The organism is Dyella terrae (assembly GCF_022394535.1).
Lineage (GTDB): Bacteria > Pseudomonadota > Gammaproteobacteria > Xanthomonadales > Rhodanobacteraceae > Dyella.
Genome location: NZ_CP089414.1, coordinates 5,020,593 through 5,040,533 on the forward strand (window position 1 = coordinate 5,020,593; position 19,941 = coordinate 5,040,533).

At 63.5% G+C, this 19,941-nt stretch carries 19 protein-coding genes and 1 tRNA gene; 6 read left to right on the forward strand and 14 right to left on the reverse strand.

The features are described from left to right. Positions 1-20: 20 nt before the first annotated feature. From DYST_RS22290 to DYST_RS22310, 5 genes are all read right to left on the reverse strand, one after another. The gene (locus DYST_RS22290; protein ID WP_102303500.1) at positions 21-1,538 is read right to left on the reverse strand and encodes a Ppx/GppA phosphatase family protein; all 1,518 of its coding nucleotides are present in this window, start codon (positions 1,536-1,538) and stop codon (positions 21-23) included. 66 nt (positions 1,539-1,604) lie between these two features. After that, complete coding sequence (ppk1, locus tag DYST_RS22295; RefSeq protein WP_239948523.1) at positions 1,605-3,707, reverse strand: polyphosphate kinase 1; 2,103 nt, start codon at positions 3,705-3,707, stop codon at positions 1,605-1,607. A 110-nt stretch (positions 3,708-3,817) separates the two neighbouring features. Further along, a complete protein-coding gene (gene phoR / locus DYST_RS22300; RefSeq protein WP_428993936.1) occupies positions 3,818-5,086 on the reverse strand; it encodes a phosphate regulon sensor histidine kinase PhoR in 1,269 nt (422 codons plus the stop codon). A gap of 342 nt (positions 5,087-5,428) precedes the next feature. Continuing rightward, entirely contained in the window at positions 5,429-6,118 is a 690-nt protein-coding gene (gene phoB / locus DYST_RS22305) for a phosphate regulon transcriptional regulator PhoB (protein ID WP_019465465.1), read from the reverse strand. 122 nt (positions 6,119-6,240) lie between these two features. Beyond that, positions 6,241-7,929, reverse strand: a complete 1,689-nt coding sequence (locus DYST_RS22310; RefSeq protein WP_239948525.1) for a M48 family metalloprotease — start codon at positions 7,927-7,929, stop codon at positions 6,241-6,243. Between the two features lie 234 nt (positions 7,930-8,163). Between DYST_RS22310 and grxC the strand changes: the two genes are divergently transcribed. The 4 genes from grxC to DYST_RS22330 all read left to right on the forward strand — a co-directional run bounded on the left by grxC (position 8,164) and on the right by DYST_RS22330 (position 11,289). Continuing rightward, positions 8,164-8,427, forward strand: a complete 264-nt coding sequence (gene grxC, locus DYST_RS22315) for a glutaredoxin 3 (RefSeq protein WP_102303503.1) — start codon at positions 8,164-8,166, stop codon at positions 8,425-8,427. After that, positions 8,424-8,828, forward strand: coding sequence for a carboxymuconolactone decarboxylase family protein (locus DYST_RS22320; protein WP_102303504.1), 405 nt, complete (start codon positions 8,424-8,426; stop codon positions 8,826-8,828). Before grxC ends, DYST_RS22320 begins: the two co-directional genes overlap by 4 nt. A gap of 198 nt (positions 8,829-9,026) precedes the next feature. Then, complete coding sequence (locus DYST_RS22325) at positions 9,027-10,040, forward strand: isocitrate dehydrogenase (protein ID WP_102303505.1); 1,014 nt, start codon at positions 9,027-9,029, stop codon at positions 10,038-10,040. A 154-nt stretch (positions 10,041-10,194) separates the two neighbouring features. Beyond that, complete coding sequence (locus DYST_RS22330) at positions 10,195-11,289, forward strand: sterol desaturase family protein (protein WP_239948539.1); 1,095 nt, start codon at positions 10,195-10,197, stop codon at positions 11,287-11,289. A gap of 8 nt (positions 11,290-11,297) precedes the next feature. On the opposite strand, the gene DYST_RS22335 is transcribed toward DYST_RS22330, so the two are convergent. From DYST_RS22335 to DYST_RS22365, 7 genes are all read right to left on the reverse strand, one after another. Further along, on the reverse strand, positions 11,298-11,762 hold the full coding sequence (locus DYST_RS22335; protein WP_239948541.1) for a carboxymuconolactone decarboxylase family protein: 465 nt from the start codon (positions 11,760-11,762) through the stop codon (positions 11,298-11,300). A 34-nt stretch (positions 11,763-11,796) separates the two neighbouring features. Further along, positions 11,797-12,696 carry an RNA polymerase sigma factor SigJ gene (gene sigJ, locus DYST_RS22340; RefSeq protein WP_239948543.1) on the reverse strand — a complete coding sequence of 300 codons (900 nt, stop codon included), beginning with the start codon at positions 12,694-12,696 and terminating at the stop codon, positions 11,797-11,799. Between the two features lie 57 nt (positions 12,697-12,753). Next, the gene (locus DYST_RS22345) at positions 12,754-13,698 is read right to left on the reverse strand and encodes an aspartyl/asparaginyl beta-hydroxylase domain-containing protein (protein WP_102303509.1); all 945 of its coding nucleotides are present in this window, start codon (positions 13,696-13,698) and stop codon (positions 12,754-12,756) included. A 94-nt stretch (positions 13,699-13,792) separates the two neighbouring features. After that, positions 13,793-14,578, reverse strand: a complete 786-nt coding sequence (thiD, locus tag DYST_RS22350) for a bifunctional hydroxymethylpyrimidine kinase/phosphomethylpyrimidine kinase (RefSeq protein WP_239948544.1) — start codon at positions 14,576-14,578, stop codon at positions 13,793-13,795. Between the two features lie 111 nt (positions 14,579-14,689). Further along, complete coding sequence (locus DYST_RS22355) at positions 14,690-16,069, reverse strand: PhoH family protein (protein ID WP_239948546.1); 1,380 nt, start codon at positions 16,067-16,069, stop codon at positions 14,690-14,692. 151 nt (positions 16,070-16,220) lie between these two features. Continuing rightward, positions 16,221-16,682, reverse strand: a complete 462-nt coding sequence (locus DYST_RS22360) for a peroxiredoxin (RefSeq protein ID WP_239948548.1) — start codon at positions 16,680-16,682, stop codon at positions 16,221-16,223. A gap of 279 nt (positions 16,683-16,961) precedes the next feature. Continuing rightward, on the reverse strand, positions 16,962-17,564 hold the full coding sequence (locus DYST_RS22365; RefSeq protein WP_428993937.1) for a glycine cleavage system protein R: 603 nt from the start codon (positions 17,562-17,564) through the stop codon (positions 16,962-16,964). A 232-nt stretch (positions 17,565-17,796) separates the two neighbouring features. On the opposite strand from DYST_RS22365, the gene dapA reads away from it, so the two are divergent. Next, positions 17,797-18,690: a 4-hydroxy-tetrahydrodipicolinate synthase gene (gene dapA, locus DYST_RS22370; RefSeq protein WP_239948550.1), complete on the forward strand. Its 894-nt coding sequence runs from the start codon at positions 17,797-17,799 to the stop codon at positions 18,688-18,690. Between the two features lie 38 nt (positions 18,691-18,728). Continuing rightward, positions 18,729-19,322: a hypothetical protein gene (locus DYST_RS22375; protein WP_102303516.1), complete on the forward strand. Its 594-nt coding sequence runs from the start codon at positions 18,729-18,731 to the stop codon at positions 19,320-19,322. 101 nt (positions 19,323-19,423) lie between these two features. On the opposite strand, the gene fdxA is transcribed toward DYST_RS22375, so the two are convergent. Continuing rightward, positions 19,424-19,747 (reverse strand): ferredoxin FdxA, encoded by a 324-nt coding sequence (gene fdxA, locus DYST_RS22380; RefSeq protein ID WP_102303517.1) that lies wholly within the window; start codon positions 19,745-19,747, stop codon positions 19,424-19,426. A 50-nt stretch (positions 19,748-19,797) separates the two neighbouring features. Further along, positions 19,798-19,873 (reverse strand) — tRNA-Glu (locus tag DYST_RS22385). Between the last annotated feature and the right edge of the window lie 68 nt (positions 19,874-19,941).

Consider the following 19,941-nt stretch of genomic DNA (forward strand, 5'->3'; position numbering starts at 1 on the left):
GGAGCCCGTACCGGCGGAGGTCAGGATGGATGGACTTCCAGCAGCAGTCCCAGTTCGTTCAACGGGGACTGTTCCTGCTCCAGGTCGGCCTCGCTGAGGGGGTGCTGGTCCAGCCAGGACGAGGGAATGGTCAGGCGCAGGCGCTGGCTGGTGGCGGCCAGTTGCATCTGCGGCAGCGATTCGGCGCGGCGCGCGCGGCGGAACAGTACCGCCAGGCGAAGTAGGGCGGTGATGTACCGGGCCAGTTGGCGATAGCGCTGCGGCAAGGCCAGGAACGTGGCCTTGTCCGGCTTGCGGCGGTGTGATTCCACGATGGCCGCCAGCAATTGCTGTTCCTGCCGCGAGAAGCCGGCCAAGTCCGCATGCCGCAGGATGTAAGCGCCATGATGGTGGTGCTGGCTGTGCGCGATGGCCAGGCCGATTTCATGCACGCGGGCGGACCAGGAGAGCCATTCGCGTGCCTCGGGGTCCAGCTTCCAGATGCGGGCGATCTGATCGAAGAACATCAGCGCGGTGGACTCCACGCGGCGTGCCTGGGCGCGATCCACGCCATAACGGTTGGCGAGTGCGTCGATGCTGGCGGTACGTGGATCGCTGCCGCCGGCGCGACCAAGCAGATCCCACAGCAGGCCTTCGCGCATGGAGCTTTCGCACACGCGCAGGCGCTCGATACCCAGCGCCTCGAAGGCCGCTTCGAAGATGACCACGCCGCCGGCAATGACTGGTGCACGGTCTTCGGCCAGCCCGGGTAGCTTCAGTGCGCCAATCTGGCCCTGTGTCAGCAGGACATCGCGCAGGGCCGCCAGCGAGGCCGGTGTGATGCCGTCATCGGAGAATCGCATGGCTTGGACGACCGAGCCGATGGCCTTGGCCGTGCCCGAGGAGCCGTAGGCTTCCATCCAGCCGGATTCGCGGTAGTCCTCGGCGAATTGTTGCAGCAGCACGCCGATTTCGTTGTTGGCGCGCTGCCAGCGTTTGCGGTTGAGCTTGCCGCCGGGGAAAAAGCGCAATGTCGAAGCGATACAGCCGGCTTGTACGCTTTCCGTGTGCATTGGTGCGAAACCGCGACCGATGATGAACTCGGTGCTGCCGCCACCGACATCGATGATCAGGCGGCTCTCACGCGAGGCGGACAGGTCGTGCGATGCGCCGAGGAAGATGAGTCGGCCTTCTTCGCGACCTGACACGATTTCCACCGGATGGCTCAGCGCGGCTTCGGCTGCCGTTAGGAAGGCCTGCGGCGAGGCGAGGCGACGAACGGTATTGGTGGCCACTGCGCGCACGCGGCTCGATGGAATGCCAGCGATGCGCTGGCCGAATCGCGCCAGGCAATTGAGCGCGCGAGCGCGATGCTCAGCGTCCAGCGTGCCGTCCGCGCGCAGACCAGCCGCCATGCGGACGGTTTCGCGCAGGCGATCAATCACGCGAGGCTCGCCGTGCTCCACGCGAGCCACCACCATGTGATAGCTGTTGGACCCCATGTCGACGGCAGCGATCAGTTCGCCGTCCTTGATCTGGATCTGATCGCCTTGGCTCATGCGGGGCTCATTCCGGGCTGCAAGGTGCAGATTCTCTCACGCGGAAACCGGGGCGAGTAGCGTGAATTACACGGTCCCTGGCGTCAGCTTGGCCAGCAACCACTGCTGCGCGCTGTGGGGTGGCTGATCGCCCGGTTCAGCGCGGGTGTAGCGGCCGCTGTCATCCAGCAGCCAGGACTCGGTGTTGTCGGCCAAGTAGTTCGCCAGCGTTTCTTCGTAGACGCGTGCGGCGAGTTCTGGATTGAGGATGGGGAAGGCTACTTCGATGCGGCGCTTGAGGTTGCGCTCCATCCAGTCGGCGCTGCCGCAGTAGATTTCGGGGGTGCCGTCGTTGCCAAACCAGTAGACCCGGCTGTGCTCGAGGAAACGCCCCACGATGGAACGCACACGGATGCGTTCGGATATTCCCGGCATGCCGGGCCGTAGCGTGCAGGCGCCGCGCACGATCAGGTCGATCTCCACACCCGCCTGCGAGGCGCGGTACAGCGCCTGGATAACCTGCTCCTCGTTGAGCGCATTGAGCTTGGCCACGATGCGTGCCGGGCGGCCGGCTTCCGCATGCGCCGTCTCGCGCTCGATCTTGTCGAGCACGTTGCGATAGAGGGTGAACGGCGAGTGCAGCAGATGTTTCAGTTCGATCACCGGGCCCAGGCCCGAGAGTTGCTGGAAGATTTTGTGCAGGTCCTCGCCCATGCCGGGGTGCGAGGTCATCAAGCCGATATCGGTGTAGCTGCGGCTGTTGGACTGGTGATAGTTGCCTGTGGATAGATGCACATAACGGCGCAGCACATCGTCTTCGCGGCGCACGATCAGCAGCATCTTCGCGTGAGTCTTGTAGCCCACCACGCCGTACACGACCTGCACGCCGGCTTCTTGCAGGCGCGTGGCGAGGCTGATGTTCGCCTCCTCGTCGAAACGTGCGCGCAGCTCGATCACTACGGTTACGTCCTTGCCGTTGCGGGCTGCTTCCACCAGCAGGTCCACCAGCGGCGTGTCGACGCCGGCGCGGTAGAGAGTCTGCTTGATGGCCAGCACGGACGGATCCTGCGACGCCTGGCGCAGCAGGTCGATCACCGCGGCGAAGGACTCGTAGGGATGGTGCAGCAGCACGTCGCGCTGGCGTAGCACGTCGAACTTGCAGCGGGCGCCGACGAAAGCCGGGGGTAGCTGCGGAATGAAACGAGGAAACTTCAGTTCCGGGCGATCCAGGCCGTCGTAGATGGTGCCGGCACGGATGATGTTCACCGGACCATCGCAGCGATAGACGTCCGTTTCCTCCAGTTCGAAGTTGGCGATGAGCATGGCCACGATGGCCTTGGGGCAGTCGTTACCGATCTCCAGCCGGACCGGACGCGCGTAGCCGCGGCCGATCAGCTCTTCGCTCAGCGCGCGGGCAAGGTTGTCCACCTCGGCTTCTTCCACCATCAGTTCGCTGTTGCGAGTGACGCGGAACTGGTACGAACCGGCCACCTTGAAGCCGGGGAACATCAGATCGACGAAGCCCTGCAGCAATTCGGCGAGGAAGATGTAGTGATCGCCGCCGTCGCAGACTTCAGTGGGCAGGCGGATGATGCGGGGCAGCGAGCGCGGCGCGCGCACCAGCGCCATGTGGCCTTCGCGCCCGAATGCATCGCGCCCCTTCAGCACCACGGCAATGTTCAGCGTCTTGTTGAGGATGCGCGGGAACGGGTGGGCCGGGTCCAATCCCAAGGGGGACAGCACCGGCAGGACTTCGTTCTCGAAATAGCCTTGCAACCAGCGGCGCTGGCGTGGCGTCCAGTGCTCACGCGTGAGGAAATGGATGTTCTCCGTATCCAATGCAGGGCGGAGCTCGTGCTGCCAGGTCTCGTACTGCTGGGCGACCAGGTCCAGTGCACGCTTGCGGATGCGCGTGAGCAGTTCACAGGAGGACAGACCATCCGGACCCGGCGCGGCCGAGCCGAACGCATGGTGGTGCTTGAGCATGGCCACGCGCACTTCGAAGAACTCATCGAGGTTGTTCGCCACGATGCTCAGGAAGCGCAGGCGTTCCAATAGAGGAATGCGTTCGTCGCGCGCTTGTGCCAGCACGCGGAAATTGAATTCGAGGGCGGCCAGCTCGCGGCTGAGGTAGAGCTCGGGGGCGGCACGATCGAGAATGGGCGATGGGGTGGCAGGCTTGCGACGCATCCCCGCATTCTGGCCCATACCGCGCTTTGTTACATGGCGCAGTGCCGCGTAATGTGATCGTCATTCAGCCCGCGCGCCGGAAAGGCGTCCGGCGCGCTTGTACGGCCCGATTACTCGGGGTCGCCGAACCCGGGCGCCAGCAGTCGCTCGGCGCTGAACCAGCAGGAGAAGGTGGAGCCTTGGCCCGGCTCGCTCTGAATGTCCAGGCGCGCCTGGTGCAGGTTGAGCACGTGCTTGACGATGGACAGCCCAAGGCCCGTGCCGCCGCTTTCGCGCGAACGGCTGGACGACACGCGGTAGAAGCGCTCGGTGAGGCGTGCCAGGTGCGAGGCCGGGATGCCGTAGCCGGTATCGGTGACGGAATAGACCGCGCCTTCCGACGTGCGGCGCCAACGGATGGTGATGCGACCGCCGGTAGGCGTGTAGCGCACGGCGTTGCTCACCAGATTGGAGAAGGCGCTGTGCAGGTCCTTCACCGAGCCCAGCAGGTCGGCCTCGGCCGTCGCTTCCACGGTGACCTGGTGGCGACCTTGGCTCAACGCCTCGGCCTCCTTGCGGATGGTGGCGAGCAGGGGCGTCATCTGCACGCGCTCGTCCTGCACGTGTTCCTGCGTTTCCAGGCGCGAGAGCGTAAGCAGATCCTCGACGATCTGGCCCATGCGCTTGGACTGTGCGCGCATCTCGCTGAGCACGGGGGCGAGTTCCGGCACGTCTTCCGGGTCGATCAGTTCGAGGTAGCCGTGGATGACGGTAAGCGGCGTGCGCAATTCGTGCGATACGTTCGCGACGAAGTCACGGCGGATCTGTTCCAGGCGCGTGAGATGGCTGATGTCGCGCGCCAGCAGCAGTCGCTGACGACGACCGAACGGCAGCAACGTCACATTGATGTGGCGGTTCGGATGGCCGGGTGCAGTGACATCATTGAGCGGCTCGCGCGCACCTTCTTTCAACCAGGTAGCGAGTTCCGTGGTGCTGAGGCGCTCGTCCAGATGCGCGCCGCGATCCTGCGGGCGACGCAGGCCCAGCAGGTCTTCGGCGGCGTGATTGAACCAACGCACGTGTTGCTCGTTGTCGAGCAGCACGACGGCATCCGGCAAACTGCCGGCGGCGCTGCGCAGGTCGCGCAAACTGGAGGCAATGCGGCGGGAGCGCGTCATGAAACGGTCATGCTGAAGAGAGGTCGGTGACGAAATCTGCGTCATCATGAGCTTTCCTTGATGACGGATTCGGGTCAGTAGAAAGACGATTTCAACGATGGCGACCAGCGCAAAAAACGCAGTCGCCAAGCCTCCCGCAAACCATCCGGCAAGCGCGCCCGCAAGCAGTCCGGCGGCGAGTGCGGCCGGCAGCTTCCAGGAGCGGTCGAAGGTGTTTGGCATGGGAGATCCGCTTGAAGTTGCCGAGCTGGCAACGCGCCAGCATCGGCAAAAGCACGCGTTACCGCAATAGGAACATAGAGCCTGCTCGGTGTCTCTGCATGGCCCGCGTTGAGTCAGTACGCCCGCCAGGGAGTGGAGCGTGGCGAAGCGCCTGACTGGCTGTCAGGTCGAGCCGCGCGCCGCTTCGTGGCGGGCGTACTGACTCAACCTTCGAGCCGGGTCTGTTTGCCCCCAGGCCCGCGTCATCACTCGGTTATGTATCGACATACACTCCCTCGTTCTTCCTTGGCCTGTGGACAAACAGCTTCCGGCGCGGGCCATGCAGAAACACCGAGCAGGCTCTTAGACGCTGGCGGAGAAGCGGTAACCCGCGCCGCGCACCGTCTGCACCATGTCGTCCAGTTTCCACGGCTCGAGCGTCTTGCGCAGTCGACGGATATGGACGTCCACTGTGCGTTCTTCGACGTACACGCTGCCGCCCCATACATGGTCGAGCAGCTGTGCGCGCGAGTACACGCGCTCCGGGTGCGTCATGAAGAAATACAGCAGGCGATATTCCGTGGGACCGATGGTCACCGGCTCTTCGCCGGCAAACACGCGGTGGGCGGGGCCATCGATGCGCAGGCCGCCGAGCTCCACCATGCCCGAACCGTCGTCACCCTGGCTGCGCCGAAGCACGGCCTTGATGCGGGCGACCAGCTCACGGGTGGAGAACGGCTTGACGACGTAGTCGTCCACGCCGGCTTCCAATCCGTTGACGCGGTCCATTTCTTCGCCGCGGGCGGTGAGCATGATGATGGGAACTTCGCGGCTGAGTTCTTCCTTGCGCAGGCGGCGCGCAAGGTCGAGACCGCTGGTACCCGGCAACATCCAGTCGAGCAGGATGAGGTCGGGCACTTGCTCAGCAATGGCCAACTGGGCCGCTCGCGCGTCGGCGGCATGGATGGCGTCCATGCCGGCCTTACGTAGGGCGAAGGCGACCATGTCGCGGATCGAAGCTTCGTCTTCGACAATCAGGATGCGCTTGTGCACGCGTTAAGTCCGCTGGGGGAGGGCTGTGACGCAAATATTGCAACTGGGTAATGTTACGCCCAGATGACATTTCACGTTGCCGCAACATGACAGCGGACTCGCCGTCTCACTATCTGATGAAATCAGTGCGCGGAATTCATGGCGCTGAAGCACAACCGCCCCTGGCAGTTTCCTTGGTTCTGCAGCTGCTGGCTGCGGCCGTCCGGGTTGTCGTCGGTCTGGATGCGGCGCTTGCGTAGCTCCATCACCAGCGGGGTCAGATCGTTGATACGAGCCTGAATGCGGGCCCGGGAGTAGTAGTCGAGATCAGGTCGCTGCTGCAGGCGCTTGAGCTGCTCCATGGCATCGAACGGGCGTCCGGAGAGGTAGGAGGCGTCCGCGTAGGCCTCGCCGGCACGTATCGGGTCGCCCGCCTTGTCGGCAGCGAGTGCGTAGGTTCGGTAGAGCTCGGGCTCGTCGTTGTTGTCCAGCATCGGCATGACCATGACCGCCGCCTGCCTGGCTTCTTCCTGGGTGCCACCGTCCGTCAGCGCCTTGGCATAGCCCATGCCGATGGCGCGGTTGCGGGGGGATTGCTGGTTGAGGTCGGCATAGATGGCCAATGCCTCGGCGCGTCGCCCGGCCTGCAGCTTGGCGTCGGCCATGGCCAGACGCACGACCTGGTTGTCCGGGTGTGTGGTGAGCAGCGGTTGCAGCTCGTCGATGGCCTTGGCTCCACGGTTGCTGCGCGTGAGGGCCAGCGCGTAGCCATAGTGGTTGGACGCGGTATCGAAGCCGCGCTCGTGCTGGAGATTGTTGGCGTAGTAGGTGGCCAATTGCCCGGCGTCTCCGGAGAGTACGCGCACGCGTTCGCGCATGAGTGAGTAGGTATCCAGCCCACCCTTGCTGTCCCGGCTGGCGATGGAGGTGGCGTCCTTCACGAAGGCAATGGGCGCCGTGCTCTTTTCCCACTGGCTCTTGTCCAGGGTCGAGCCGGATGGCCGCTGTTTCTGCCGATCGATAAGCGTGCCAGCACGTGCCTTGGCGTCGCTGATGCGGTCCAGGGTGACAGGATGGTCTTGCAGGAAGGCCGGGACATCGCCGATGTCGCCGCCGGAACCAACGCGCAGCGTGTCTTCCATGCGACCGAAAAACGAGGCCATGGCGCTGGGGTCGTAGCCGGCATTGGCGAGGGTCTGTATGCCGGCGCGGTCCGCTTCGATTTCGTCTTTGCGGGTGAAGTTGATCTGCCGCTGCAACAACAGGCCCTGACCGCCGGCCAGGATGGCGCCTGCAGCGTCGCCAGCGCCGGCACCTGCACCGGCAACGATGGCACCCAGCAGGACTAGCGCCATCAGCGGCGTGTCCTTCTTGGAGGCTTCGAAGGCGCGCTGCAGATGGTTCTGCGTGATGTGGCCAATTTCGTGGGCGATCACGCCGGCGAGTTCGCTCTCGCTGTTGGTGATGATGATCAGGCCGGAGTTCACCGCGATGTAGCCGCCAGGCGCCGCGAACGCATTGATCACGTTGTCTCTGACAATGAAGAAGGCGAAGTGGTCCTTGGGCTTCTCGCTGCCCGACACCAGGCGATAGCCAAGGTCGTTGATGTAGTCGTCCAGCATGGGATCGTCGACCACCATGTCCAGCGCGCGCATCTGGCGCAGCATGGCGGCGCCATAATCCTGGGCTTCTTGCGGCGAGATCAGTGCATTGGCTGAGCTACCCAGGTCGGGCAGGCGCACGTCCTTGTCCTGGGCGGCTGCACCGAAGGTAAGGCCGGCGCAGACCATGGCCGTCAGGAGGCGGGTGGGTGTGAAACGACGCTTGGGCATCCTGCCCGCGGGCTTTGCTTCGGTCATGTGCTCAGCTTTTTGTGTATCCGCCCCCACCTGGGACCGGGGAAACAGCTCGTTTCCGGGTGGGTTTGGTGCGGTTCGCCTAGGTGCGCGACAATACCATTACTGACATCGACTTAAGGTGTCGGTTCAGTTGCCTTCACAGTTGTTTACAGCGTCGGGGCCCCCATTTAAGGGCACCGTAGGGTTACCAGGTTTTCGGAGTGTGTCGTGCCCAAGATTGAGGTCTATTCCAGCGCGGTGTGTCCGTACTGCGTGTCTGCCAAGAACCTGCTCAAGTCCAAGGGGCTGGAGTGGAGCGAGGTGCGCATCGACACCGATCCGTCTCAGCGCGACGTGATGCTGGCGCGCAGCGGCGGGCGCCGCACCGTGCCGCAGATTTTTATCAACGACCACCACGTGGGTGGTTTTGACGACCTCGTCGCCGCCGATCGCAGCGGCAAGCTTGCCGAACTGCTGGAGACCCATGCATGAGCGCTCCTAAGGACCAGGCCGCCAAGGATCGCGTCGCCGAATTCACGGCGTTCCGGCAGCGCATGAACGAGCGCATTCTTTCGGAGGACAACCAAGTCGTCCGTCGCTTCTTCGCGCTGGATACACAGACCTACAAGCCTGGCGCGCTGGACGTGAAGACCAAGGAACTGCTGGGTCTGGTCGCTTCCATGGTGTTGCGCTGCGACGACTGCATCAGCTACCACGTGGCCCAGTGCAAGGAGGCGGGCGTCACCCGCGAAGAATTCTTCGAAACCTTTAGCGTCGGCCTGGTGGTGGGCGGCTCCATCGTCATCCCGCACCTGCGGCGTGCGGTGGACTTCCTTGACCAGTTGGAGTCGGGCGAAGGCGCTGAGGCGGCCGACTGCGCCAGCCACGCCTGATCAGCCGCGGGGCGGCTCACTCCTTGCCGCCCCGTTGACGCGTGCGAGTTTATTCAATGCAGCATGCGAGGATTTGCATCGGCGGCATGGCTTTCCGGTCTGGTCGCGTCGCGCCGCATCGGGGATAATTGGCGGGATTTATAACCCTGTCGTCCCCCACCACAGGGTTGCTCGATTCATATCCCAAGGAGTGTCCCCATGAGCAAGACCATTGCCGTGATTCCGGGCGACGGTATCGGCCCCGAGATCATGAACGCCACGCTGCGTGTGCTCGATGCGCTGGACTGCGGCCTGTCCTACGAGTTCGTCGATGCCGGCATGGTTGCGTTGGAAAAGAGCGGTGACCTGCTGCCCCAGCCGACGCTCGACGCCATCGCCAAGCACAAGGTGGCGCTGAAGGGCCCGCTGACCACTCCGGTGGGCGGTGGCTTCACCTCCATCAATGTCACGCTGCGTCGCCACTTTGATCTGTACGCCAACGTGCGTCCGGCGATCAGCTTTCCGGGTACCAAGGCGCGCTTCGACAACGTCGATATCATCACGGTGCGCGAGAACACCGAGGGTGCGTACCTGTCCGAAGGCCAGACCCTGTCGGAAGACGGCGAAACCGCCATCTCGATGATCCGCAACACGCGCAAGGGCTCCAGCCGCATCGTGCGCTATGCCTTCGAACTGGCCGTGAAGAAGGGCCGCAAGAAGGTCACGGCCGTGCACAAGGCCAACATCATCAAGACCGCGTCGGGCCTGTTCCTCAACGTGGCGCGCGAAATTGCCAAGGAATACCCGCAGATCGAGTTCAACGAGATGATCGTTGACAACGCCTGCATGCAGTTGGTGATGAAGCCGGAGCAGTTCGACGTCATCGTCACCACCAATCTGTTCGGCGACATCCTGTCGGATCTGTGCGCAGGCTTGGTGGGCGGCCTTGGCCTCGCCCCGGGCGACAACATCGGTACCGAGGCGGCCATCTTTGAAGCCGTGCATGGTTCGGCTCCGGACATTGCCGGCAAGGGCGTTGCCAACCCGTGCGCGCTGCTGCTCGCCGCCGCCGACATGCTCGACCATCTCGGCATGGTGGAGAAGGGCGACAAGGTGCGCAACGCCATCCGCGACACCATGGTCAACGACCGCGACAGCGTCACGCCGGACATCGGCGGCAAGGGCACCACGTCCAGCTTCGGCGACGCCATCGTCAAGCGCGTCAAAGCCTGAGTCTGAGCTGAGCTCAAAAGCCCCTCTCTTTGAGAGGGGCTTTTTTTGTGCGCGTGTGTCGCTAGCAGGGTGCATCTGAACGCAGTTTCGTGCGGCAAGATCGTGCTGCAGATGCGGACGTAGAATCGAGTCCCCGTGCTGGAAACCCGGTGCGATGAGCGCATTGGACTACCCGTGGACGGCGACGCTTGCCTGGACGACCGCGCACGTCATCCATCCGGCGCTGCTATCGCTGCATCTGTCGTGGCTGGACAGTCAGGCGTCCGATATCGCCCGCTACTTCCTGCTCACCATCGCGCAGGTGGCGCTCATCGCGCTGGTGTTGCGCCCGCTGGAAAACGTATGGCCCGCCGAGCGCTGGGAGCAGCGGCGTACCACCGCCATCGATGGCCGCTACACGCTGATCAAGCTGTTCGTCGTGCTTCCGTTGTTCACCTATCTGGTGTTGTTTCCCCTCAACCAATGGATGGGCGGTGACAGCGAGGGTGATGGCGCGGGCTTGGTGAGCATCCAGACGGACGTGCCCTGGCTGTCGGTGCATCCGCTGGTGTTGTTCCTGGTTTATTACGCTATCTACGACTTCGTGCTTTACGTGGTGCACCGACTGCAGCACAGCATTCCGTGGTGGTGGGCATTGCACAGCCTGCATCACAGCCAACGCCAGCTCAGTTGCTGGTCGAATGATCGCGATCACTACCTGGACGATCTGCTGGAAGCGCTCATCGTCGCGGCGGTGGGTGTGGTAATCGGCGTGGCGCCCACCGAGTACGCGTTGCTGGTGTTGCTGGGTGAGCTGCTGCAGAACCTCGGACACGCCAACATTCGCCTGCATTTTGGACCGGTGCTGGGGCGCGTGCTGGTGGATCCGCGCTATCACCGCTTGCACCACATGCGCGTGGACCCGGATCAGCCTACGCTGCATGCGTGCAATTACGCCTTTATTTTTCCGCTGTGGGACATCTTGTTCGGCACGGCGCTATACGGGCAAGCGCAGCGGCTGACCGGCGTGTGCGATCCGACGGTGGATGCGGATAACCGGTATGGCATCGTCATGCAGCAACTGACCACACTGCGTCGCTGGTGGGCGGCCATCCGCTGCAGGGCGGGATGGATGCCGGGAGACGTGGCGTTCGATGAGGATTACCGGCCGGTCTCCGTTCGACACGTCGACCTGCACGCGCTGGAAAGGGAAGGGCGACCTCTGCGGGCCGCCCCGGATGCCGAGGGCTCGGCATCCGCACCCACCTGATCGTGGTATCAGGCGGCCTGCTTTGCGGCGGGCTTGTAGTTGCCCGCAGGCGTCCGGAACGCCACATTGACGCGGTTCCAAGTGTTGATCATGCCGATGATCAGAGTGAGGTTGACCAGTTCTTCCTCGCTGAAGGCAGCGCGGGTACGGTCGTAGACCTCATCGGATACGCCGTGCTCGACCAATCGCGTGACGGCTTCCGCCCAGCCCAGCGCGGCGCATTCGCGCTCACTGTAGATCGAGGTTTCACGCCAGCCTGACAGCAGGTACAGACGCTGCTCGGTTTCGCCAGCGGCACGTGCGTCCTTGCTGTGCATGTCCATGCAGAACGCGCAACCGTTGATCTGCGAGACGCGCATCAGCACGAGGTCCACGAGCGGGCGCTCCAGACCACACTGGTGCGAGGCCTGGCTGAAGTCGAACAGCGGCTTCATGGCCTGGGGATACTTCATGAAAGAGAGACGCTTGGACATGATGGGTTCCTTGGCAGGCGGCCAGAGTGGCCGTTCAAGACAAGGACGCACCAATCTCTGGATTCGTGACAGCTTCCAGTCGCGCGAGTTTTTCCGGGTTGCGCAATGAGTGGATGCTGGTGATGCGCTCGCCGTCGGTTTCGATCCACGCGACGGTCGCGAGCTTCGCATCCACCCAAGTGAGCAGCGCTGGCGCGCCATTGAGCCACTGCAGGCGGTGCACGATGGGCAGGTGGCGGTAGCGCTGGGCGATGATGCTGTAAAGCCGTACGACGCGTTCGCCGCCGTGCAGCGGTCGCAACGTAGCCCTGACTAGGCCGCCGCCGTCGGCAAGATGGACAGCATCTTCCGCGAACAACGCCTGCAGCGATTCGACGCTGGCGCTTTCCAGCGCATCGCGAAATTTTTCCAGCAGGCGGCGCTGGGCATCCGGAGAGTGCGTGAAACGAGGACGACCCTCGCGCAGGCGTTGCCGTGCGCGGTGTACGCGCTGGCGGCACGCATCCTCGGCGATCTGCAGCATGGCAGCGGTTTCCGCATGGGTGTAATCGAATACCTGGACCAGCAGGAAGGCGGCACGCTCTTCGGGGCTCAGGCGCTCCAGCAGGGCGAGGAAAGAAAGGCTAAGGCTTTCGACACGCTCCAACTCGGCCTCGGGCTGCTCCGTTTCCCCCACCAGCGGCTCCGGGAGCCAGGGGCCGGTGTAGTGCTGGCGTTCTGTCTTGGCGCGGCGCAGGCGATCCAGCGACAGGCGCGTGGTGACGGTGACCAGCCACGCCTCGGCGTCGTCGAGTGCGTTGGTGTCCTGCTGATGCCAGCGCAGCCAGGCGTCATGCAGTACGTCCTCGGCATCGGCCTGGGTGCCGAGCATGCGATAAGCCAGGCCAAGCAGGCGAGGACGGTGTTGCTGAAAGATGGTGGTGGCGCGGTCCATGGTGTTCTCCTACGGCTGACACGTCATGGACGCGCGAACGTCACCGTTCGTGACAGCTCAACGGAAGAACGGCCAGGGCGCAAGGAAGATGATCCAGATCAGCACCAGCATGCCGACGTACTTCGCCGCGCGGAACAGCTTGGGGAACTTCTTCTTGAAGGCTCGATTGCGGTCGCGGCTGCGCTGGTTCATGGCGAACACACGGTTGACGAAGCCGGTCTTCTCTTCCGGGGATTCGGTATTGGGCGAGGCAGTGATTTTGCCCATGAAGGCGCCGACCCGCTTGTTGATCGAGTTCATGAAACGCGTGCGCAGTGGGCGCTCCACATCAGCGAACAGGATGACGCGGGTCTGGTCGGTGCGGTTTTCCGCCCAGTGCACATAGGTTTCGTCGAACACCACGTCCTTGCCATCACCCCAACTGTGGATCTCGCCGTCGACAAAGATGCGGCACTCCTCTGAGTTCGGCGTGATCAGGCCCAGGTGGTAGCGCAGCGAGCCGGCGAACGGATCGCGATGCGGATTGAGTTTGCTGCCCGGGGGCAGCAGCGCGAACATCGCGGCTTTCACGCTGGGAATCGAATTGAGCAGAGCTACTGTCTTCGGGCACAGCGTTTCGGCAGAGGCCAACGGCTCGCCGTACCACTTCAGGTAAAAGCGCTTCCAGCCCTGCTTGAAGAAGCTGTTGAAGCTCGCGTCGTTGTTCTTCTCTGCAGCGCGGATGTAACCCTCATCGAACAGGTGCAGCGCTTCCTCACGAATGGCCTGCCAGTTGGCTTGCAGCAGATCCAACTGGGGAAAGCCGCGGCGGTCGAGGATGGGGCGGGCGGGTACCGCGGAGAAGGCGTACATCAGCAGGTTGTACGGCGCGAACACGGCCGAATGATCCACCAGCTGGCGATCGAAGCGCAGCTTGAACCGTCCGCGCAGGTGCACCAGCAGCACGCACAGCACGAACAGCGCAAAAATGACCAGCAGCACGAGACGCGGAGCGAGGATCATGGACAAAATGAAGCCGGGAGCCTAAACCACCATTCTACCCCCTGAGCCCGTGGGCGCTCGGGCGACGGTTCAGCCTGCGTGCGGATTTGCCACATCAATGGCCGAGCACATGGACTGGCCCGCCGCCTGGGCGGTAACTGCGTTCAAGCGCACGCTGCACATAGGCAACGGCCCGGCGCACGGCCGAGCGCGGCGCCTGCCCCTTGGCCAGTTCCGCCGCGATGGCGGAGGCCAGCGTGCAGCCCGTGCCATGCCCCTCAATGGGCAGGCGGCGATGGCGTAGCTCCATGACACCGCGTTCGTCGTAGAAGCGATCCACGACCTCGCGTTCATCCGAATGGCCGCCCTTGAGCAGCACAGCGCGCGCGCCGAGGGCGAGCAGAGCCTCGCCGGCGCTGTCGAAATCCTGGGCCTTGCGCAGCTTGCGCCCCAGTAGCGCCTCAGCTTCCGGCAGGTTCGGCGTGAGGATGTCCGCCAGTGGAATCAGCTCGTCCACCATGGCCTGCACGGCGTCTTCATCGAGCAGTCGCGAGCCGCTGGTGGAGATCATCACGGGGTCGACCACCAACCACGCTGGCTTACGCGCACGCATCTCCTTCGCGACTAGCTTGGTCACCACAGCGCTGCCCAGCATGCCGGTCTTCACCGCACCGATCGGGAAGTCGTCGAAGACCGCGTCGAGCTGGCTGCGGATGTGTTTCGTGGGCACGGTGTGCACCGCCGTCACGCCACGCGTGTTCTGCGAGGTGATGGCGGCAATGACGGACAGCCCATGCACGCCGCGTGCGTGGAAGGTCTTCAGGTCAGCCTGGATGCCCGCACCGCCGCCCGAGTCGGAGCCGGCGATGGTGAGGGCGATAGGTGGGGAGGCGTGGGGCATGGTGCGTTCCGTGGGCTCCGGTTCCGGCCATTATCGCAGCTCGGACATCGATGGGCTCGCGGAAAGGAAGGGCAGCGTTCCGGCTTGGATCGCCGAAACGCTGCCGGGTTGTTACAAGGCTTCCGACGCAAAATCCGCCAATCGCGAGCGCTCGCCGCGACGCAGTGTGATGTGCGCCGAGTGCTCCCAGTGCTTGAAGCGGTCAACCGCGTAGGTAAGGCCGGAGGTCGTTTCCGTAAGGTAAGGCGTATCGATCTGCTCCACGTTGCCCAAGCAGACGATCTTGGTGCCGGGGCCCGCACGTGTGATCAGCGTTTTCATCTGCTTGGGCGTGAGGTTCTGCGCCTCGTCGATGATCAGGTAGCGCGACAGGAAGGTGCGTCCGCGCATGAAGTTCAGCGAACGGATCTTGATGCGCGAGGCAAGCAGATCGTTGGTGGCCTGGCGTCCCCAGCTGCCGCCTTCTTCCGGGTTGGCGAGCACTTCCAGGTTGTCGGTGAGGGCGCCCATCCAAGGCGTCATCTTCTCTTCCTCCGTGCCGGGCAGGAAGCCGATGTCTTCACCGACGGAGACCGTGGCGCGCGTCATGATGATTTCGCGATAACGCTGCTGATCCATCACCTGCGCAAGGCCGGCGGCCAGCGCCAGCAACGTCTTGCCCGTGCCTGCTGTGCCCAGCAAGGTGACGAAATCCACGTCCGGATCCATCAGCACGTTCAAAGCAAAGTTCTGCTCGCGGTTGCGCGCAGCAATGCCCCATACGCTGTGATTCGCGTGACTGTGGTCATCAAGCAGTACCAGTGTGGCCTTGGCGTCGTCGACGTGCAGCACGCGCAGTTCCACGCTGTTGTCGCCCGGCATGAACAAGCACTGGTTGGCGTACCAGTCTTCGTCGTCACGGCGGTCGAGTTTGTAGAAGGTGCGGCCGCGCTCATTCCACGACTGCACTTCAGGGTGCCTGTCCCAGAAGTCTTCCGGCAGCTGGGTGGAGCCTGTGTAGAGCAGGGTGAAGTCGTCGAGGGCGCGGTCGTTCTCGTAGTCTTCGGCGTCGATGCCGTAGATCTTCGCTTTGATGCGAAGGTTGATGTCCTTGGTGACCAGTACGACCGAGCGTTCGGGATTCTGGTCGCGCAGTTCGATCACCGCCGACAGGATCAGATTGTCCGCCTTACCATGGCCGTTGGTGGTGCGCTGCTGGAAATACAGCCTGCCCACCGCACCGCCACGTTTGAGATTGACGCCCTGTGGGTTGGACAACTCAAGGCCATTGCTAATGCCATGGCCGTTGCCGCGCACAATCAATTCATTGAGGAAGCGGCTGACTTGGCGACCGTTGCGTGAGACTTCCGAGGCGCCTTTCTTCTTTTCGTCCAGTTCCTCCAACACCGTCATGGGAATGAAGACATCGTGCTCTTCGAAGCGGAACAACGAGGTCGGATCGTGCAGCAACACATTGGTGTCGAGAGCGTAGATGCGCTTGCTTCCGGTCATACGGAAGAAACCTCTTGAGCGTGCGAGGGAAATGAACCGCGGCATGCGGTATGCCGCGGGGACCCGGCCCATCCGGCCGGTTTGCCATGCGCCGTGGCAAATGCCCATCCCCAAGGACGGGCGGCGACATGACGAAAGGAGCGATGCAGGATCACTTGGCGGGAATAGCTTCGAGCACAGCCAGAGCGTGTCCTGGGACTTTCACGTTGCGCCATTCCTGGGCCAGCCTGCCTTCGGGATCGATCAGGAAGGTACTTCGTACGACACCCATGTGACGTTTTCCATACAGCACCTTTTCGTGGATCACGTCGAAGGCGCTACACCAGGTTTCGTCGGGGTCGGAAACCAGCGGAAACGGCAGCTCCTGCTTGGTCGCGAAGTTCGCGTGGGACTTCACCGAATCGCGCGAGACGCCGATCACCTGCGCTTGGCGTTTCTGGAACTTGGGGTACAGGTCGCGGAAATCCTTGGCCTCGTTCGTACAACCGGGGGTGCTGTCCTTCGGATAGAAGTACACCACCACCCATTGACCTTTCAGGCTGTCAAGCTTCAGTTCGCTGCCGTCGCCGGTGTTGCCTTTGAGCTTGGGGACTTTCTTGCCAACGTCGGGCATGGGTTCTCCTGCGAGGCCGTGACCGGCCTCGACTGCATGTCGTTAATCAAGGGGAACGGGGCAGCGGAGGAGGGTGTAAGGGCGATCAGCGCGCGCCCTGTGGTCAGTGCGACTCGACCCTCGTGCTGCATGCATAACTCTCCAGTGCTGCCCTTGGGGAACAGACTAGCGCTTGCCGCGGCGAATGAAAGCCCTTGCGAGAGATCGCTGTGGGGAGCATGCTCAAAAACCCAGTCGACAGGCTGGAAAATCCGGTTTCTCAGCGCTCGCTTACGCCGCTCAGAACTTCACTGGATCCATGATGGCGTCGAGGTTCAGGCCATCGCAGAACTCTAAGAAGTCATCGCGTAGTGCGGCGATATGCGTCGCCGCGGGAATGCCGATGGTGATCTGTGCCTGGAACATATCCGCACCGGTCTGCATCGCCTGGTAGCGCAGTGAGCTGAGCTGTTCGATGACGATGTCGCGGCGGTCGAAGAAGTCGATGATCTTCACGAGGATGCCCGGCCGATCCGCCGAGATCACTTCGATGAGATAGGGCAGCAGGTGCGAGTGATGCTCGCGCGGCCCAGTGCGGTAGAACGACAGCCGAACGTCCTCATCGCGGGCGACCTTGGTCAGTGCGGTCTCCAGCTTGGCCACCGCGTCCCACGACCCGGTGGCGAGCAGGGTCAGTGAGGTGTCTGCGCCGATCGATGCCACGCGGGCGTCGGCCAGGTTGCAGCCGGCTTCGGCGATGCGTTTGGCCAGCGTCAGCAACGGCGCGCGCGGAGAAGGGGTCAGCGTCTGGATCAGCAGCTGGTTGTCGCTGCTGGTGCGCGCGGAAGAACGATTCAAGGAGTCCACCTGTGGCGGCCCCGCACGAAGCGGGTGAGAAAGCACATCCGCCGAGCTTACTGGCCGCCTGCGGAGCCCCGCAAGTAAGGCCCTGGGACGGCCGGTTGGCGGGTCAGGTGGATCGCGGCTACCGTTAGGTTTTCGGCGTCCTCCACAAGATGAACGATCGCCGCAGACAGGCATGATCTTACGTCCCGGCACATCCCCGGCCGTCTTGTATTGGCGTAAGAGGCTTTTCCAGTAACATGCGGGGTTTGAGTTTGAGCCGGAGCCGGTCTTGGATATTCGCGGAAGCATCTGCGCGCTGATAACGCCGTTCACGGCGGACGGCGGGCTTGATCTGGTGGCTTTCGGAAAGCTGCTGGACTACCAGATGGCCGGCGGAACCGAGGGCGTAGTGGTGGCCGGGTCCACCGGCGAGGCCCACATGCTCGAGCATGACGAGTACGACCGCCTGCTCGCCTTTGCGGTAGAGCGGGTGGCTGGACGTATTCCCGTGATCGCAGGCACCGGCGAGGCCGGCACCGCCAAGACCGTGGCGTTGACCCGCCGTGCGAAAGCCCTGGGCGCCCATGCGGCGCTGGTGGTGGCCCCGTATTACGTGCGCCCCACGCAGGAGGGGCTGCGTCGCCACTTCCTCGAGGTGGCCGATCACGGCGGCCTGCCGGTGTTGCTCTATAACGTTCCTACGCGCACGGCCTGCGACTTGCTGCCGGCGACGGTGGCCGCGCTGCGTGATCATCCGAGCATCGTGGGCATCAAGGAGGCCCAGGGTTCGGATGAGCGCATCAGCGCACTTGCGGAACTTGCGCGGCCGGATTTCGTCTATCTGTCCGGCGATGACGGCACGGCCTGCAAGGCCATGCTCGCCGGAGGGGCTGGAACGATCTCGGTGGTAGCCAATCTGGTGCCTCGTGCGTTCCGCATGCTGTGTGATGCGGCAACGGCCGGTGATCGGGGTGAGGCACAGCGTTGCGACGCCGTGCTGGCTTCACTGGTATCGGCGCTCAACTGCGCGCCGAACCCGATCGCGGTTAAGGCAGGGTTGCCCCCGCTGGGGCTGGGATCGGCGGCTCCGCGCCTGCCGTTGGTTGAATTGGAGGACGGCCCGGACCGTGCGCGACTTCGCGAAGCGCTGGCGGCTCTGGCATCCTTGGCGAATGCGGCCTGATTTTTCGGGCAACTGACACTTCTACGGAATCTGCTTACATGAAGAAATCCCCGCTTGTCGTGGCCCTGCCGGTACTGGCCCTGTCTGCCTTGCTGCTCTCCGGCTGCGGCATGTTCCGTTCGCAGAAGGCCTGGGAAACCGCCAAACAGGAAACGCCTCTCGAAATTCCGCCGGGCATGGACACCCCGTCCACCAGCGCAGCGCTGGTCATTCCTGAGACGGGTGCCAACAACCCGACGGCTAACGGTGCCACGGCCCGTGTTGGCAAGAGCAGTGCCCAGATTGCTGACGGCTTCGTGCTGAACGACAACGTCGACAACACCTATCGCCGCGTGGGTCAGTCCCTGGAGAACGGTGACATCGGCCAGGTGGTCGCGCATGACGACGCCGCCCACACCTACACGCTGAGCGTGGTGGCATCCGACGAGCCGGCGCAGAAGAAGGGTTTCTTCAGCAGCATGTTCAACGGCAAGTCCAAGCAGAGCGCGGACGCCCCGGGCGCCACGCCGCACCAGGTGACCCTGACCATTGGCACCAGCGGCGAGAAGGCCAGCGAAGTGCGTGCACAGGGCGATGCCTCCGCGGTGGCGAAGGTGATCGATACCCTCAAGGGCCGTATGGGCGGCGGTTGATCCGCTGCCTTCCGGCCACGAAAAACGCCGCCCCAGGGCGGCGTTTTTTTTGCGCGAGACCGGCGTAAAGCCTGGTTACGCGTCGCGAGCCTGGTGACGCCTTAGCGCTCGAGCAGGCCCAGCTTATCGGGCTTGTTTTCCCATTCCTTGGCGTCGGCCAGGGCATCCTTGCGCTCGGTGATCACGGGCCAGCCCTTGGCCAGTTCCGCGTTCAGCACCACAAACGATTCCTGGCCCGCGGGGACGTCGTCCTCGGGATAGATCGCATTGATCGGGCACTCGGGCTCGCAGAGAGTACAGTCGATGCACTCGTCCGGATCGATGACAAGGAAGTTGGGACCTTCGTGGAAGGCGTCGACGGGACAAACTTCGACGCAATCGGTGTATTTGCACTTGATGCAGTTGTCGGTAACGACAAAAGTCATGCTGTCGCGCGCCTGTTGGTGGAAGGACGCGGCCCGTGCCAGGCCGGAAGTGGCGCTCCCTACGAGGTTCGAACTCGTGTTCCCGCCTTGAGAGGGCGGTGTCCTAGGCCACTAGACGAAGGGAGCGAAATGCACCGGAGCGCGCTAGTATAGCGGAATTGTCTCGCCCAGCAATGCCCCGGAGGGGCCGGAAT